At 74.0% G+C, this 16,162-nt stretch carries 13 protein-coding genes; 9 read left to right on the top strand and 4 right to left on the bottom strand.

Annotation, left to right across the window (positions count from 1 at the left end; translation table 11 throughout):
- Positions 1 to 71 precede the first annotated feature (71 nt).
- The 6 genes from LIV55_RS15430 to LIV55_RS15405 are packed head-to-tail and all read left to right on the top strand — an operon-like array spanning position 72 to position 6,608.
- Complete coding sequence (locus LIV55_RS15430) at positions 72 to 1,382, top strand: prenyltransferase/squalene oxidase repeat-containing protein (RefSeq protein WP_229300836.1); 1,311 nt, start codon at positions 72 to 74, stop codon at positions 1,380 to 1,382.
- Between the two features lie 14 nt (positions 1,383 to 1,396).
- Positions 1,397 to 2,416 carry a hypothetical protein gene (locus tag LIV55_RS15425; RefSeq protein WP_229300835.1) on the top strand — a complete coding sequence of 340 codons (1,020 nt, stop codon included), beginning with the start codon at positions 1,397 to 1,399 and terminating at the stop codon, positions 2,414 to 2,416.
- Positions 2,413 to 3,558, top strand: a complete 1,146-nt coding sequence (locus LIV55_RS15420) for a CbiQ family ECF transporter T component (protein WP_229300834.1) — start codon at positions 2,413 to 2,415, stop codon at positions 3,556 to 3,558. The genes LIV55_RS15425 and LIV55_RS15420 overlap by 4 nt, the downstream gene beginning before the upstream one ends.
- Positions 3,555 to 5,183 (top strand): ABC transporter ATP-binding protein, encoded by a 1,629-nt coding sequence (locus LIV55_RS15415; RefSeq protein WP_229300833.1) that lies wholly within the window; start codon positions 3,555 to 3,557, stop codon positions 5,181 to 5,183. The genes LIV55_RS15420 and LIV55_RS15415 overlap by 4 nt, the downstream gene beginning before the upstream one ends.
- The gene (locus LIV55_RS15410; protein WP_229300832.1) at positions 5,180 to 6,028 is read left to right on the top strand and encodes an ECF transporter S component; all 849 of its coding nucleotides are present in this window, start codon (positions 5,180 to 5,182) and stop codon (positions 6,026 to 6,028) included. The genes LIV55_RS15415 and LIV55_RS15410 overlap by 4 nt, the downstream gene beginning before the upstream one ends.
- 43 nt (positions 6,029 to 6,071) lie before the next feature.
- Positions 6,072 to 6,608 (top strand): NUDIX hydrolase family protein, encoded by a 537-nt coding sequence (locus LIV55_RS15405; RefSeq protein ID WP_068273837.1) that lies wholly within the window; start codon positions 6,072 to 6,074, stop codon positions 6,606 to 6,608.
- Between the two features lie 208 nt (positions 6,609 to 6,816).
- Here the strand turns inward: LIV55_RS15405 and LIV55_RS15400 are convergent, their stop codons facing one another.
- A complete protein-coding gene (locus tag LIV55_RS15400) occupies positions 6,817 to 7,590 on the bottom strand; it encodes a lysophospholipid acyltransferase family protein (RefSeq protein WP_068273835.1) in 774 nt (257 codons plus the stop codon).
- Positions 7,591 to 7,670: 80 nt separating this feature from the next.
- Here LIV55_RS15400 and valS point away from each other — a divergent pair, with 80 nt between their 5' ends.
- The 3 genes from valS to LIV55_RS15385 are packed head-to-tail and all read left to right on the top strand — an operon-like array spanning position 7,671 to position 12,485.
- Positions 7,671 to 10,313 carry a valine--tRNA ligase gene (gene valS, locus LIV55_RS15395; RefSeq protein WP_229300831.1) on the top strand — a complete coding sequence of 881 codons (2,643 nt, stop codon included), beginning with the start codon at positions 7,671 to 7,673 and terminating at the stop codon, positions 10,311 to 10,313.
- Between the two features lie 31 nt (positions 10,314 to 10,344).
- Complete coding sequence (locus LIV55_RS15390; RefSeq protein WP_068273829.1) at positions 10,345 to 11,085, top strand: type II CAAX endopeptidase family protein; 741 nt, start codon at positions 10,345 to 10,347, stop codon at positions 11,083 to 11,085.
- A complete protein-coding gene (locus LIV55_RS15385; protein WP_229300830.1) occupies positions 11,082 to 12,485 on the top strand; it encodes a tryptophan-rich sensory protein in 1,404 nt (467 codons plus the stop codon). The genes LIV55_RS15390 and LIV55_RS15385 overlap by 4 nt, the downstream gene beginning before the upstream one ends.
- 180 nt (positions 12,486 to 12,665) lie before the next feature.
- Here LIV55_RS15385 and LIV55_RS15380 read toward each other — a convergent pair whose 3' ends face one another.
- The 3 genes from LIV55_RS15380 to clpX form a co-directional block, all read right to left on the bottom strand.
- Positions 12,666 to 13,403 carry a hypothetical protein gene (locus tag LIV55_RS15380; protein WP_229300829.1) on the bottom strand — a complete coding sequence of 246 codons (738 nt, stop codon included), beginning with the start codon at positions 13,401 to 13,403 and terminating at the stop codon, positions 12,666 to 12,668.
- Between the two features lie 78 nt (positions 13,404 to 13,481).
- Complete coding sequence (locus LIV55_RS15375; RefSeq protein ID WP_229300828.1) at positions 13,482 to 14,858, bottom strand: FAD-binding oxidoreductase; 1,377 nt, start codon at positions 14,856 to 14,858, stop codon at positions 13,482 to 13,484.
- Positions 14,859 to 14,868: 10 nt separating this feature from the next.
- Entirely contained in the window at positions 14,869 to 16,158 is a 1,290-nt protein-coding gene (gene clpX / locus LIV55_RS15370) for an ATP-dependent Clp protease ATP-binding subunit ClpX (RefSeq protein WP_068273821.1), read from the bottom strand.
- Positions 16,159 to 16,162 lie beyond the last annotated feature (4 nt).

Below are 16,162 nucleotides of genomic sequence, written 5' to 3'. Positions count from 1 at the left end.
GACCACGGGTCGAGCCCGTCATCTCGGTGCCGGGTGCAGACCAGCTCGCCACCCGACCGAGAGAGACCACCGTGCCCCTCACGTCACGCCGTCCCCCCTTCGCCACCCTGCTCACCGGCTCCGCCCTCGCTGCGGCCGCCACCCTCGCGCTCGCCCCCGCCGCGCAGGCCGCCGAGCAGCCGAGCGCCACGACCTCCGCGGCCTACCTCGCCGCCCAGCTCGAGGCGAACGACGACCGGCTGAGCGTCAGCTACGGCGACCAGTCCTACGACGACCCCGGCGTGACGATCGACGCGATCCTCGCGATGCAGGCCACGGGCACCGCCGGCGACCAGTCGCAGGCCTCGACCGACTACGTCCTCGGTGCGGCCGGCACCTACACCGGCAGCGCCGGTGACGAGCTCTACGTCGGCGCGACCGGCAAGCTGCTGACGCTCACCGCCTCGCGCGGCCTCGGCGGGACCGTCGGCGGCACCGACTACCTGGGCGCGCTGCAGGCCCGCGAGCAGGCGAGCGGGCAGTTCACCGACGACTCGCAGTACGGCGACTACTCGAACACCCTCGGCCAGTCCTTCTCGATCATCGGGCTCGAGCGCCACGGCGTCGACGTGTCCGACGAGGCCGTGGACTTCCTGCTCACCCGGCAGTGCGCCGACGGCGGCTTCGCCCTCGAGAACGCCGGCGCGTGCACCTCGGACCCGGACGCGACCTCCGTCGCGGTCCAGGCCCTCTCGGGCGCCGGCGGCCAGGACGCGGCGATCACCGAGGCGGTCGACTACCTCCAGGCCCGTCAGGGCGGGGACGGCGGGGTCGGCGGCGGCACCTCGACGAGCGAGGAGAACTCCAACTCCACCGGTCTGGCCGCGGTCGCCTTCCGGCTCGCCGGTCGCACCGACGCGCTGACCTCCGCGCGCGGCTTCCTCGACTCCGTGCGCCTGGGCTGCGAGTCCCCGGACGTCGCCGGCGCCCTGGCCTACACCCCGGCCGACGCCGCGGCCGCCGACGCCTCGACGCAGCCGAGCGACCAGCTCAACCGCTCGACCGCCCAGGCCCTGCTCGGCAGCACCGACGTCTCCTACCTCGACGTGACCTCCGACGGCGCGGCCGCCGCTCCCGTCGCGCTGGACTGCGCCGACGAGCCCACCCCGGGCGACCCGAGCACGACCGACCCGAGCGACGAGCCGTCGACGAGCACGACGACGGTCACCGCGACCGCACGCCCGACGACCCCCGGCCAGGAGCCCACCCGACCCGAGGTCGTCCAGACCGACGACGCCCGTGACGGCGGCCTCGGCGGCGCCGGCTGGGTCGGCGCCGGGATCCTCGCCCTCGTCGGTGCCGGCGCCCTCGTGGGCTCGCGTCGCCGCGGGGCGCACCGCTGAGGCCCGGGACCACGATGTCGACGACCACCCGCCTGCTCGCCCGCGGCGCCGCCGCGACGCTGCTCGTCGCCCCGGCGCTCGCGGTGAGCGCCGCGCCGGGGCAGGCCGCGGCCTGCCAGGGCACCTCCGGCGTCACGGTCGTCGTGCAGTACTCGGGCGGCGTCGACGTGCGCTGCGCCCCGGGCGACCCGACCTCCGGGGCCGACGCCCTGAAGAGGGCGGGCTTCACCATCACCGACGTCCAGACCCAGCCCGGCTTCGTGTGCCGGATCAGCGGGCAGCCGAGCAGCGACCCGTGCGTGCGCACGCCCCCGGGCAGCGCCTCGTGGTCCTTCTGGCGGGCCGAGGCCGGTGGGTCGTGGGCCTACAGCAGCTACGGCGCGTACAGCCCGCAGAGCGACCCGGCCCCCGGCAGCTACCAGGGCTGGCGCTTCGGCGCCGGGTCGGCGCCGGCGTGGTCGGTGCCCGCGGCTGCCTCGGCGCCCACCCCGAGCGCGGCGCCCTCGTCGAGCGGAGGCGTGAGCGGCGGGTCCAGCGGCTCGGGCTCGGGCGGCTCGGGCTCGGGCGGCTCGGGCTCGGGCGGCTCGGGCTCCGGCTCGAGCACCCAGGGCTCCGGTGGCTCGGGCTCCGGCTCGGGCGATGAGGGCTCCGGTGGCTCGGGCGGGGCGACCGGCAGCAGCGCGCCCGCGCCGGGCTCGACTCCCTCCGCCCCTGCACCTGGGGCGACCACCGACGGCTCCGGCGCGGCGCCAGGGGCGACCTCGACCCCCTCCGCGTCCTCGAGCGGCCGCGCGAGCGCCACTGCCGGGTCGACGCGATCGGGCTCGACCCGCGCGCGCACCCCGTCGGCGTCCCGCACCAGCTCCTCGGGCTCGGCCGGCGCGACGGCCGGCGCCCCCCAGGACGTGCTGCCGACGAGCACCCCGGTGCGCGAGGAGGACGGCTCCTCCGCCCTGCCGGCGCTCGCCGGCCTCGGGCTCGTCGCCCTCCTCGGCGCGGGCGCGGTCATCGCCGCCCGTCGTCGACGCGCGTGACCCCACCCCTCCCCCGGGCGGTGCACCCCGGGGCCTGGTGGCTGTGGGCCATCGCGCTCGCGGTCGGCGTCTCGGCGACGACGAACCCGCTGCTGCTGCTCCTCGCGATCTCGGTCGTCACCTTCGTCGTCGTGTCGCGTCGTCCGAGCACCCCGTGGGCCCGGGCCTTCCGCCTCTACGTCTGGCTCGGCGTCCTCGTCGTCGTCCTGCGTCTCGTCCTGCACGTCCTGCTCGGCCTCAAGTGGGGCGAGACCGTGCTGCTCGAGCTGCCGAGCGCGACCCTGCCCTCGTGGGCCGCCGGCATCGACCTGCTGGGCACCGTCCGACTGGAGGGGCTGCTCGCCGCGGGCTTGGAGGGCCTGCGCCTGGCGACGATGATCCTGTGCGTCGGCGCGGCCAACGCGCTGGCGAACCCCAAGCGGCTGCTCGCGGCGCTGCCCGGCGCGCTCCACGAGATCGGGGCCGCCGTCGTCGTCGCGATCACCGTCGCCCCCCAGCTCGCCGAGTCCGTCCAGCGGGTGCTGCGGGCGCGGCGACTGCGCGGTGACGCCGGGCGGGGTCTGCGCGCCTTCCGCCGGGTCGCGATGCCGGTCCTGCAGGACACCCTCGACCGCTCCCTCATGCTCGCCTCGGCGATGGACTCGCGCGGCTACGGCCGGCGCGGCGACGTCCCCCTTCGCCGCCGGCGGCTCGTCAGCGGGGTCACCCTCGCGTCGCTCCTCGCGATCTGCCTCGGGGTCTACGGACTGCTCGACACCCGCAGCCCGGCGTGGATCGGCACGCCGATGCTCGTCGGCGGGATCGGTCTGGGCGCCCTCGGGCTGCGGCTGGGCAGCGCCGCGGTGCACCGCACCGTCTACCGGCCCGACCCGTGGCGGGGCGCGGAGTGGCTCGTCCTCGCGTGCGGCGTCGCCGGGGCCGCCGGGGTGCTCGCCGCCCAGGAGCTCGACCCCCTCGGCCTGTCGCTGCCCCTGCAGCCCCTCGGGGCGCCCGCGCTGCCGTGGACGGCCGCGCTCGGGCTCCTCGTCGCCGCGCTGCCCGGGGTGCTCACCCCGCTCCCGCCGGTCACCCGGGCGAGCGCCGCCCGCCGCGCGTCCGGTGCCCCTGCCCGAGCCGTCGCGACCCCGCAGGAGAGCGCATGAGCACGGGCAGCCACCACGGGCCGGCCGTGGTCCTCGAGCACGTCGGGGTGACCTACGCCGACGCGACGCAGCCGGTGCTGCGCGACGTGGACGTCGAGATCGAGGAGGGCGAGCTCGTCGTCGTCGTCGGTCGGACCGGCTCGGGCAAGAGCACCCTGCTCGGCACGATCAACGGCACGGTCCCCCACTTCACCGGCGGCACCCTCTCGGGGCGGGTCGTCGTCGCCGGGCGCGACACGCGCACCCACCGGCCGCGCGACCTCGCCGACGTCGTCGGTGTCGTCGGGCAGGACCCCCTCGCCGGCTTCGTCACCGACACCGTCGAGGCCGAGCTCGCCTACGGCATGGAGCAGCTCGCGCTGCCGCCGGCGACGATGCGCAAGCGGGTCGAGGAGACCCTCGACGTCCTCGGCATCGCCGACCTGCGCGACGCCCCGCTGCGCGACCTCTCCGGGGGCCAGCAGCAGCGGGTCGCCATCGGCGCCGTCCTCACCTGCCACCCGCGCGTCGTCGTCCTCGACGAGCCGACGTCGGCGCTCGACCCGACGGGCGCCGAGGACGTGCTCGCCGCGATCACCCGGCTCGTCCACGACCTCGCGACGACGGTGATCATCGCCGAGCACCGCATCGAGCGGGTGCTCCACCACGCCGACTCCGTCCTCCACGTCGTCGACGGGCGGGTCGAGCACGGGTCGCCCGCGAGCGTCATGCGCACCGCGACCGTGGCGCCGCCCGTCGTCGAGCTCGGCCGCGTCGCCGGGTGGGACCCGCTGCCGCTGTCGGTGCGTGACGCCCGCCGCGCCGCCGTCTCCCTGCGGCGCGAGCTGCCGCCCCGACCCGCCCCGGTGCCGCCGACCGCCACCGAGCCGGTGCTCGAGGCGGGCGGGGTGAGCGTGCGCTACGACGACCTCGTCGCCGTCCAGGACGTCGACCTCGTCCTGCCCCGCGGCAGCGTCACCGCCCTCATGGGCCGCAACGGCAGCGGCAAGTCGACGCTGCTGTGGGCCCTGCAGGGCTCCGGCCCGCGCACCGCCGGGCGGGTGCGCGTCGACGGGGCCGACACGGCCGACCTCGGCGCGGCGCAGCGTCGCGCCCGGGTGGGGCTCGTGCCGCAGACCGCGAGCGACCTGCTCTACCTCGACACCGTCGACGCCGAGCTCGCGCAGGCCGACCGCGAGAGCGACGCCGCGCCCGGCACGGCTCGCGCGCACCTCGACGCCCTCGCCCCGGGCATCCCCGGCGAGCGCCACCCCCGTGACCTCTCCGAGGGGCAGCGCCTCTCGCTCGTGCTCGCGGTGCAGCTCACCGCCGACCCGCCGGTCCTGCTCCTCGACGAGCCGACGCGCGGGCTCGACTACACCGCGAAGGCCGCCCTGCGCGACGCCGTGCGCCGGCTCGCGCGCAGCGGGCGAGCGGTCCTGTGCTCGACCCACGACGTGGAGTTCGTCGCCGAGAGCGCCGACCGGGTGCTGCTCCTCGCCGCCGGCGAGGTCGTCGCCGACGGCCCGACGGCCGACGTCGTCCTGGCCTCCCCCGCCTTCGCCCCCCAGGTCGCGAAGATCACGGCCCCGGCCGGCTACCTCACCGTCGCCGAGGTCTGCGCGCAGCTCCGGGCACCGCGATGAGCACGACGCTCCCGCCGCGCCCGGTCGCCGACGGTCACGGGGTCCGGGCCGTGCAGCTGCGGCCGTGGTCGACCGCCGCGGTCGTCATGTCGAGCGTCGTGGGCCTGCTCGCGTTCGGCTGGCCGCTGCTGATCTCGCCGGAGATGGCGAGCGAGCACAGCGCCGACGCGCCGCTCGTGCTCGCCCTCCTCCTCCCCTTCGTCCTGGCGGTCGTCCTCGCCGAGGTCGCCGAGGGCGGGCTCGACGTCAAGGCCGTCGCGATGCTCGGGGTCCTCTCGGCCGTGGGCGCGATCCTGCGGCCGATGGGCGCGGGCACCGCGGGGGTCGAGACCGTCTTCTTCCTCCTCGTGCTGGCCGGGAGGGTCTTCGGGCCGGGCTTCGGCTTCGTGCTCGGCACGACGACGCTCTTCTCGTCGGCGCTGCTCACGGCCGGTGTCGGCCCGTGGCTGCCCTTCCAGATGCTCGGTGCCGCGTGGGTCGGGCTCGGCGCCGGGCTGCTGCCGCGGGCGAGGGGGCGTGCCGAGATCGCGCTGCTCGCCGGGTACGGCGCGCTCGCCGCGCTGCTCTACGGCGTCGCGCTGAACTTCGCCTTCTGGCCCTTCACCGTCCAGGGCGAGAGCGCGATCACCTTCGTGCCCGGGGCGCCGGCGCTCGAGAACCTCCAGCGCTTCCTCGTCTACTCCGTGTCGACCTCGCTGGGGTGGGACATCGGGCGGGCGCTGACGACCGTGCTCCTCGTCTGCCTCACCGGTCGGGCCGTCCTCGGGGCCCTGCGGCGGGCCTCGCGCAAGGCGGCCTTCGACGCGCAGGCGCGCTTCGAGGGGCCGCAGGACCAGCCCGGCTGACGCCGTGCGTCGGGCCGCCGCCCGCTCTGGCAGGATCGGGGCCATGTCGACCGAGACCCACCGCCAGGAGGCCTGGCTGCCTCGCGAAGAGCTCGAGTCGGTGCGGGGCCGTGTGCCGATGCTCTACGTCGTCGCCGTGCCCGTGCGCGTCGACCAGAGCGGCGAGATCACCTCCGTCGGGCTGCTGCTGCGGGCCACCGACACCGGCCGGATGGAGCGCGAGCTCGTCGGCGGTCGAGTCCAGTACCACGAGCGGATCCGCGACGCGCTCGTGCGCCACCTCGAGAAGGACCTCGGCCCGATGGCCCTGCCGCAGGTCCCGCCGAGCCCCCAGCCCTTCACCGTGGCGGAGTTCTTCCCCACCCCCGGGGTCACGCCCTTCCACGACCCGCGCCAGCACGCCGTCGCGATGGTCTACGTCGTGCCCGTCGGCGGTGACTGCGCCCCCCAGCAGGACGCGCTCGACCTGTCCTGGCTCACCCCGAGCGAGGCCTCCGAGCCGGGCCTGCTCGCCGACATGGGCGGCGGCCACGGAGTCCTCCTGCGCCAGGCCCTCTCCCACCTCGGTCACCCGGTCTGACCCCTTCCCCCCTCTCGCCTGAGGCCCCCTTCGCCTGGCCGCTCCCGGCGGCTCGCCACACCCGTCACATGTTTATCGGGTCACCCGATAAACACCGGCTCAGCAGGAGTTTCTTACTCGTGCTGAGCAAGGGTTTATCGGGTGACCCGAGAATCTTGGGGCTGGTGGGACTCGCACCAAGGCCTCAAGGCGCCCGGGGGCGAAGGGGTCAGCCCGTGAACTCGTCGCGGGTGCGGCTCATGTCGGAGAAGTCCTTCGAGTATGCGGCCTCGTAGGTCGGGGCGGTGCCGCCGAGGCGGGCGGGGAGGAAGCGCAGGTCGTCGCCGGTGAGCTCGGGGTAGCCCGCGATCGTCTCGTCGAGGAGGCGCTTCATGATCTCGCGCAGCTCCTCGGTCTTGGCCGTGACGTCGTCGTCGGGACCGACGTGCAGCGGCTCGCCGATCGTCACGTGGATCGGGGTCTTCGTGCGCCCGATGCGGCGGGGCGCGTCCTTGGTCCAGATTCGGTGCGAGCCCCAGACGATCGTCGGGAGCACGGGGACGCCGGCCTCCTGGGCCATGCGCACCGCGCCCTTCTTCAGCTCCTTGATCTCGAAGCTGCGCGACATCGTCGCCTCGGGGTAGACGCCGACGACCTCGCCGCTGCGCAGGGCCTCGACGGCCAGGCGGTAGGACTCGGTGCCCGCGCGCCGGTCGACGGGGATGTGCTTGCACCCGCGCATGATCTTGCCGGCCTGGGGGTGCCCGAAGATCGACTTCTTGGCCATGAAGCGCACGAAGCGGTGCTGCTTGCGCGCGGCGACGCCGGCGAAGAGGAAGTCGACGTAGGACGTGTGGTTGACCGCCATGACGGCGCCGCCGTGGCGGGGCACGTTGTGCCGGCCGCGGTAGCGCAGCTGGTAGCCCAGGGCGAGGAAGGTCGGCCGGCCGACAGCGATGATCGTGCGGTACGTCGGCTCTGCCGAGAAGCGCGGGGGCGTCATGCGCCCAGCCTACGACGGCACCCTCGACAGGGCCCGGGTCGATTGGGTCGCGAGGTCGCCGTGATGGGAGGATCGGGCCCATGACGAACGCCCCCGCCACCCCTTCGCCGATCCCCGATCGACCGTCCCTGGACGGCCTCGAGGACAAGTGGGCGCAGGTATGGCGCGAGGAGCGCACCTACGCCTTCGGCGGCACCGCCGACCGCTCGAAGGTCTTCTCCATCGACACCCCGCCGCCGACCGCCTCCGGCTCGCTGCACATGGGGCACGTCTTCAGCTACACCCACACCGACTGCATGGCCCGCTACAAGCGGATGGCCGGCTTCGACGTCTTCTACCCCATCGGCTGGGACGACAACGGACTGCCGACCGAGAAGCGCGTCCAGAACTTCTACGGCGTGCGCGGCGACGCGACCCTGCCCTACGAGCCCGGGTACGTGCCCCCCTTCGCCGGGGACACCAAGAGCATCAAGGCCGCCGACCAGCAGCCGATCAGCCGGCAGAACTTCATCGAGCTGTGCGACGAGCTGACGGTCAAGGACGAGGAGGCCTTCGAGTCCCTCTTCCGCCGGCTCGGCTTCAGCCTCGACTGGGACATCCAGTACCGGACCATCGACGACCGCTCCCGCGCGACCGCGCAGCAGGCCTTCCTGCGCCAGCTCGCCCGCGGCGAGGCCTACACGGCCGAGGCGCCGGGGCTGTGGGACGTCACCTTCCAGACCGCCGTCGCCCAGGCCGAGCTCGAGGCGCGCGACTACCCGGGGGCGTACCACCGCGTCGCCTTCCACCGGGTCGCCGCGGACGGCACGACCGGTGAGCCGGTGCACATCGAGACCACCCGCCCCGAGCTGCTCCCCGCGTGCGTCGCGCTCATCGCGCACCCCGACGACGAGCGCTACCAGGGCCTCTTCGGCACGAGCGTGACCTCGCCGATCTTTGGCGTCGAGATCCCCGTCGTCGCCCACCCGGCCGCCGAGATGGACAAGGGCGCGGGCATCGCGATGTGCTGCACCTTCGGTGACCTCACCGACGTCATCTGGTGGCGCGAGCTGCGCCTGCCGACCCGCTCGGTCATCACCCGCGCGGGCCGTGTGCAGGCCGAGGTCCCCGCATGGGTCGCCGACGCGAAGGGGGACCGCGGCACCGAGGTCTTCGAGGAGATGGCCGGCAAGACCGTGCACTCGGCCCGCGAGGTGGTCGTCGAGGCGCTGCGCGCCTCCGGCGACCTCGACGGCGAGCCGCAGAAGACCCAGCGCAAGGCCAACTTCTACGAGCGGGGCGAGAAGCCGCTCGAGATCGTCACGAGCCGTCAGTGGTACATCCGCAACGGCGGGCGCGACGTCGAGCTCAACGAGGCGCTGCAGGCGCGCGGCGACGAGATCGACTTCCACCCCTCCTTCATGCGCTCGCGCTACAAGAACTGGGTGGCCGGGCTCAACGGCGACTGGCTCGTGAGCCGTCAGCGCTTCTTCGGGGTGCCGATCCCCGTCTGGTACCGCCTCGACGCCTCCGGCGAGCCCGACTACGACGCCCCGATCGCCCCGGCCGAGGACACCCTGCCCGTCGACCCCGCCGCGCAGACGCCGCCGGGGTACACCGAGGACCAGCGCGACAAGCCCGGCGGCTTCACCGGCGACCCCGACGTCATGGACACGTGGGCGACGAGCTCGCTCACCCCGCAGATCGCCGGCGACTGGCGCGGCGCCGAGGCCGGGACGAGCGACCTCTTCGGCAAGGTCTTCCCCATGGACGTGCGCCCGCAGGGGCACGACATCATCCGTACCTGGCTCTTCGCGACCGTCGTGCGCTCGCACTTCGAGCACGGCAGCGTGCCGTGGACCGACGCCGCGATCAGCGGCTGGATCCTCGACCCCGAGCGCAAGAAGATGAGCAAGAGCAAGGGCAACGTCGTCACCCCCGAGGACGTCGTCGTCGAGCACTCCGCCGACGCGGTGCGCTACTGGGCGGCCAGCGGGCGTCTGGGCACCGACGCCGCGTACGACACGGGTCAGATGAAGGTCGGCCGCCGCCTGGCGATCAAGCTGCTCAACGCGAGCAAGTTCGCCCTCGGCTTCGGCGAGCCCGAGCTCGAGCCCCGTCAGGGTCTGGCCTCGGTCATCACCGAGCCGCTCGACCGCTCGATGATCGCCGCGCTCGCGCACGTCGTGCGCGACGCGACGGCCGGCTTCGAGGGCTGGGACTACACCCGCTCCCTCGACGTCACCGAGACCTTCTTCTGGACCTTCTGCGACGACTACATCGAGCTCGTCAAGGACCGTGCCCACGCCGGTGACCCCTCCGCCCGCGCCGCCCTGCGGCTCGCGCTGTCGGTGCTCCTGCGCCTGCTCGCCCCCTTCCTGCCCTACGCGACCGAGGAGGTCTGGTCGTGGTGGCAGCAGGGCTCGGTCCACCGCTCGACGTGGCCGCTCGTCGACGAGCTCGCCCTGGGCCAGCCCGGTGACCCCGAGGTCCTCGCGGCCGTCGGCGCGGCCCTGAGCCAGGTCCGCAAGGCCAAGTCCGACGCGAAGGTCGGCATGCGCTCCGAGATCACCTCGGCGACGCTGCAGACCCCCGCCGCCCTCGCCCCGCTCGTGCAGCAGGGCGAGCCGGACCTGCGCACCGCCGGACGTCTCACCGGCACGCTCGACTACGCCGAGGGCGAGGCCGTCGCCCTCGTCGACGTCGAGCTCGTCCCCTTCGTCAAGCCCCCCAAGCAGACCTGACCCCCGACCGCCCCCGAGGCAGGAGCGACCCGTGATCAACCCCGTGACCGAGGTCTCGAAGTTCCTCCATGCCGCGCTGCTCACCCCCGTGGAGCGCGACCACGCCGAGTCCGACGCCGCCTTCCGCCGGCGCCGCGTCGTCGCCGTCATCACGCTCGCCCTGGGGGCGGTCCTGCTCGCGTCCGCGCTGCGGATCGAGCCCGGCGACCCGCTCTTCTACGGGGCGACGCTCGCGCTCGCCGCGGTGTGGACGATCGGCGCCTTCGCCTCGGGCCGGCTGTGGCTCGGGCGCGGGCACACCCGGGCGGGGACGACGGCCCGCCCGGTGGTCCAGTCCTTCTCGCTCGGGCTGCTGCTGCTCGCGATCTTCCTCGCCGGCGGCTTCGTCGTCGCCGGGATCCCCGCTCTGTCCGAGCCGGTCCGTGGCCTGCTCGCGCACGCGACGGTCGGCTCGCTGCCGGTCGTCGCGGCGATCACCGCCGTCAACGGCATCGCCGAGGAGCTGTACTTCCGCGGAGCCCTCTACTCCGCCGCGGGGCGGCGGCACGCCGTCGCCATCACCGCGGTGATCTACACGCTGGTCTCCTTGGCCAGCGGCATCGCCCTGCTCGCGCTCGCGGGACTGGCCGTCGGCGTCGTCACGGGGCTGCAGCGCCGTGTCACCGGCGGTGTGCTCGGCCCCATCATCACCCACCTCACGTGGTCGCTCGGCATGCTCTTCCTCCTCCCGCCGACCCTCGACCTCTCCTCGTCGATCGGACTCTTCTCATGAGCACCACCACCGCTGCGCCCGGCACCGTCCTCATGACCGGCTCGACCGGCTACGTCGGGTCCAACCTGCTGCCCGAGCTGCTCGACCGCGGGTGGCGCGTGCGGGTCCTCACCCGCTCCGCCGCGCGCCTGCCCAAGGAGTGGGCCGACCGGGTCGACGTCGTCGAGGGTGACGCGACCGACCGCGAGAGCGTCGCGCGTGCGCTCGAGGGCGTCGACGTCGCGTACTACCTGCTGCACTCGATGGACGGCGAGGGCGACTTCATCGAGCGAGACCGCGAGATGGCCCAGCTCTTCAGCGACGAGGCCGCAGCGGCCGGCGTCGGGCGCATCGTCTACCTTGGCGGGCTGCACCCCGACGGCGAGCTCTCGCCCCACCTGCGCTCGCGGGTCGAGGTCGGCGAGATCTTCCTCGACAGCCCCACGCCCAGCGTCGTGCTCCAGGCCGGCATCGTCCTCGGGGACGGGTCCGCGAGCTTCCAGATGCTGCGCCACCTCACCGAGCGGCTGCCGGCGATGATCACCCCGAAGTGGGCGCTCAACACGATCCAGCCCATCGGCATCGTCGACGTCGTCTACTTCCTCGCCTCGGCCGCCGGGCTCGAGGGCGACGTCAACCGCAGCTTCGACCTCGGCGGGCCGGACGTGCTCACCTACGCCGAGATGATGAAGCGCTACGCCGAGGTCGCCGGGCTCGTCCCCCGCGTCATCGTCACCGTGCCCGTCCTCACGCCGTCGCTCGCGAGCCACTGGATCGGGCTCGTCACCCCCGTCAAGGCCGGCATCGCCCGCCCGCTCATCGGCAGCCTCGTCCACGACGCCGTCTGCCACGAGCAGGACCTCCTCGAGCTCGTCGGCCCGCCCCCCGGCGGCCGGACCGGGTACACCGACGCCCTCGAGGCCGCCATGGAGGGCTACGACCCGCTGCGCTGGCGCCGTTCGCTCCAGGTCGCCGGTCTGGCCACCGCTGCGACCGCGGTCGTCGGGAGCCTCGCGACCGACCCCGGGTCGCGGTGGTACCGCCGTCTCGACACCCCCGGCTGGCAGCCGCCGGCCATCGCCTTCCCCGTCGTGTGGACGGCGCTGTACACCGGCATCGCGCTGAGCAGCGCGGCGACGCTCGCCGAGACCGAGGACGACCCCAAGGCGGCGAAGGGGTACGCGGCCACCCTCGCGGCGAACCTCGCCCTCAACGCGGGGTGGAGCGCGCTCTTCTTCAAGGGGCACCGTCCCGGTCTCGCGGCGATCGACTCCGCGGCGCTGGCGGCGACCGCTGCCGAGCTCACCCGTCGGGCCCGCCCCCACGGGCGGCTGCGCACCGCCGCGCTCGGCACGTACACGGGCTGGTGCACCTTCGCCACCGCCCTCACCGTCGCGATCTGGCGCCGCAACCGCCGCTGACCCGCCCCTCCCCTTCGCCGGGCTGCCGCCCCCTTCGCCCTCGCCTGCCGACCCGGCTACCACGCCGTACTGGTGGTGATCACGACCACTACGGCGTGGTAGCCGGAGAGGTAGCCGGCGTCAGGTGCGCTCGGGTGTCCGCGGGTGGGGGGTCGGCGACGGCGTCGGCGTCGGGGCGGGTCAGCGCACGGGCTCGCTGCGCACCGCGTCCGGGGACGGTGCCGTCCCGGGCACGAGACGGGGCACGGGGACCCGGCGGGGGTCGAAGGCCGGGCGCGACCCGGCCCGGGCCAGCCGCTCCCCCGTCGGGCGCACGAGCAGCCACGCACGGTCCCAGCCACCCAGGCCCAGCCGGGCCTCGACGACCTCGGTGACGGTCACCTGGCGCACGTGCCCCGACGCCGGCTCGTAGACGTCGACGACGTCGTCGAGCTGGCCGGGCAGCACGAGGGTCACGTGGCGCGGCAGCACGTCCGAGCCGACGTAGAGCAGGGCGGGCTCGCCCTCGTCGACGACCCGGTGCAGGCGCTCGAAGGCCGCCCGCAGCCCGTCGTCGCCGAGCGGCCGCAGGACGTCGACCTCGTAGCGGGTGCCGACCCGGCTCGCACCGGCCTCGAGCTCGGCCCGCGCGCCCCACGGCGGGGTGCCGAGCGCGCGCGGCCACGGCGGCCGGAGCCCGGCGCGCGACACCTTGAGCCCGTTGGTGCGTCGGTGCACGGTGCGCTCGTAGCTCGCGAAGCGCTCGACGGGCGTCGAGCCCTCGGCCCCGAGGACCGGCAGGCCGCTGCCCGTCGTCACCCACCGGGCGAAGGGGTCGTCCACGAGCATCCGCGCGACCGTGAGGCAGGCCGCGCCGCACGTCACCGGTGACTGCTGGGTCGGGCCGGTGTCACCGGCCCGCAGGAGGTACGCGCTCACGCCTCCATCCAACCGCGAGAGCGGGGCGCACGCCACACCCCTGGGCGGGCGCCTGCACGTCCGGACGAACGAGGCCGGCTAGAGCAGGACGCCGGGGTTGAGCAGACCGAGCGGGTCGAGGGCGTCCTTGACCCGCCGGCTCGCGGTCATGACCTCCGGGCCGAGCTGCGTCGGCAGGGCGTCGCGCTTGAGCCGGCCGATGCCGTGCTCGCCGGTGATCGTGCCGCCGATCTCGACGGCCGCGGCCATGACGTCGACGAAGGCGGCCTGCGCCTTCGCCTCGCCGTCCGGGTCGTCGGTGTCGACGACGATGATCGGGTGGGTGTTGCCGTCGCCGGCGTGGGCGACGACGGGGATGGCGACCCCGTGCCGGGCGGCGACCGCCTCGATCCGGGCGAGCAGGTCGGGCAGCAACGGCACCGCCGCGCCGACGTCCTCGAGCAGCACCCGCCCGCGCTGCTCGAGCGCCGGCAGCGCGAGACGGCGGGCCTGGATGAAGAGCTCGCCCTCGTCGACGTCGTCGGTGGAGAAGACCTCGAGGGCCCCCGCCGCCTCGAACGCTCGCCCGACGAGCTGGACCTCGGCGGCCCGGGCGGCGCCCGGCGCGTCGGACTGCGCGAGGAGCAGCGCCCCTGCGTCGCGGTCCAGACCCATCGGGGCGTAGTCCTCGACGGCGTTGATCGCGGCCTGGTCGAGCAGCTCGAGCATCGAGGGCTGCACGTCACGACCGACCCGCACGACGGCGTCGGCGGCCGCCGCGACGGTCGGGAAGGTCGCGACGAGGGTGGCGGCCGGCCGCTGCGCCGGCACGAGGCGCAGGGTGGCCGAGGTGATGATGCCCAGGGTCCCCTCGCTGCCGACGAAGAGCGGCATGAGCGACAGGCCGGCGACGTCCTTGACGTGACGCCCGCCCAGACGCAGCACCGTGCCGTCGGCGAGGACGACCTCGAGCCCGAGGACGTAGTCGGCGGTGACGCCGTACTTGACGCAGCACAGACCCCCGGCGTTCGTCGCGAGGTTGCCCCCGATGGAGCAGATCTGGACCGAGCTGGGGTCGGGCGGGTACCACAGGCCGTGCTCCGCCACGGCGGCCTTGACCTCGGCGTTGAGCAGACCGGGCTGGACGACGACGGTGCGGCTCGCCGGGTCGACCTCGACGGCGCGCATGCGCTCGGTCGACAGGGTGATCGCCCCGGACTGCCCCGACGCGCCACCCGACAGCCCCGTCCCCGCACCTCGCGGGACGACGGCGACGCGGTGCTCGGTGGCCCACCGCATCGTCGTCACGACGTGGTCGGTGGACTCCGCGCGCACGCACGCCAGGGGCAGCTGCGCGGTGGGGTCGTTCGCCCCGTCGTGGCGGTACTTCTCGAGCGTCTCCGCGCGGGTGGCCACGACCCCCTCGGGCAGCGCGGCGACGAGCCGCTCGAGGGCCTCGGGCGAGAGTGCGCTCACGTCGACCTGCTCAGGCCGAGCGCTTCTGCTTCGGCTTGCGCTTGGTCTCCTGCTCGTGGCGCACGATGGTCGGCAGCACGTTGTCGAGGACGACCTCGCGGGTGACGACGACCTGCTTGATGCCCTCGTCGCTCGGGACGTCGAACATCACCGGCAGGAGGACCTCCTCCATGATCGCCCGCAGACCGCGCGCGCCGGTGCCGCGGGCGAGCGCCTGGTCGGCGATGGCCTCGACGGCGTCGTCGGTGAACTCGAGCTCGACGTCGTCGAGCGCGAACATCTTGCGGTACTGCTTGACGAGGGCGTTGCGCGGCTCGGTGAGGATCTTCGTCAGCGCGTCCTGGTCGAGCGGCGAGACCGTCGTGATGACCGGCAGACGACCGATGAACTCGGGGATGAGCCCGAACTTCATGAGGTCCTCGGGCATGACGTCGACGATGGAGTCGGCGAGGTCGGTCGGCGTGTGCAGCTCGGAGCCGAAGCCCAGGCCCTTCTTGCCGCTGCGCGACTCGATGAGCTTCTCCAGCCCGGCGAAGGCCCCGCCGACGATGAAGAGGACGTTCGTCGTGTCGATCTGGATGAACTCCTGGTGCGGGTGCTTGCGCCCGCCCTGCGGCGGCACGGAGGCCGTCGTCCCCTCGAGGATCTTCAGCAGGGCCTGCTGCACCCCTTCGCCCGAGACGTCACGGGTGATCGAGGGGTTCTCGCTCTTGCGGGCGATCTTGTCGACCTCGTCGATGTAGATGATCCCCTGCTCGGCCTTCTTGACGTCGTAGTCCGCGGCCTGGATGAGCTTGAGCAGGATGTTCTCGACGTCCTCGCCGACGTAGCCGGCCTCGGTGAGCGCCGTCGCGTCGGCGATGGCGAAGGGGACGTCGAGCATCTTCGCGAGGGTCTGGGCGAGGTAGGTCTTGCCGCAGCCGGTGGGACCGATGAGCAGGATGTTGGACTTGGCGATGTCCACGTGCTCCTCGTCGCGCTTGCCGGCGGTGCTCGCGGCCTCCTGGGCCTGGACCCGCTTGTAGTGGTTGTAGACGGCGACGGCGAGCGACTTCTTCGCGCCCTCCTGGCCGATGATGAACTTCTGCAGGAAGTCGAAGATCTCACGCGGCTTGGGCAGCTCGTCAAAGCCGAGGTTGCTGCCCTCGGACAGCTCTTCCTCGATGATCTCGTTGCACAGGTCGATGCACTCGTCGCAGATGTACACCCCGGGACCCGCGATGAGCTTCTTGACCTGCTTCTGGGACTTGCCGCAGAAGGAGCACTTGAGGAGGTCTCCGCTCTCTCCGACTCGTGCCACGTCC

Source organism: Janibacter melonis, assembly GCF_020567375.1.
Classification (GTDB): Bacteria; Actinomycetota; Actinomycetes; order Actinomycetales; family Dermatophilaceae; genus Marihabitans; species Marihabitans melonis.
This window is presented reverse-complemented; position numbering and strand designations above follow the sequence as displayed.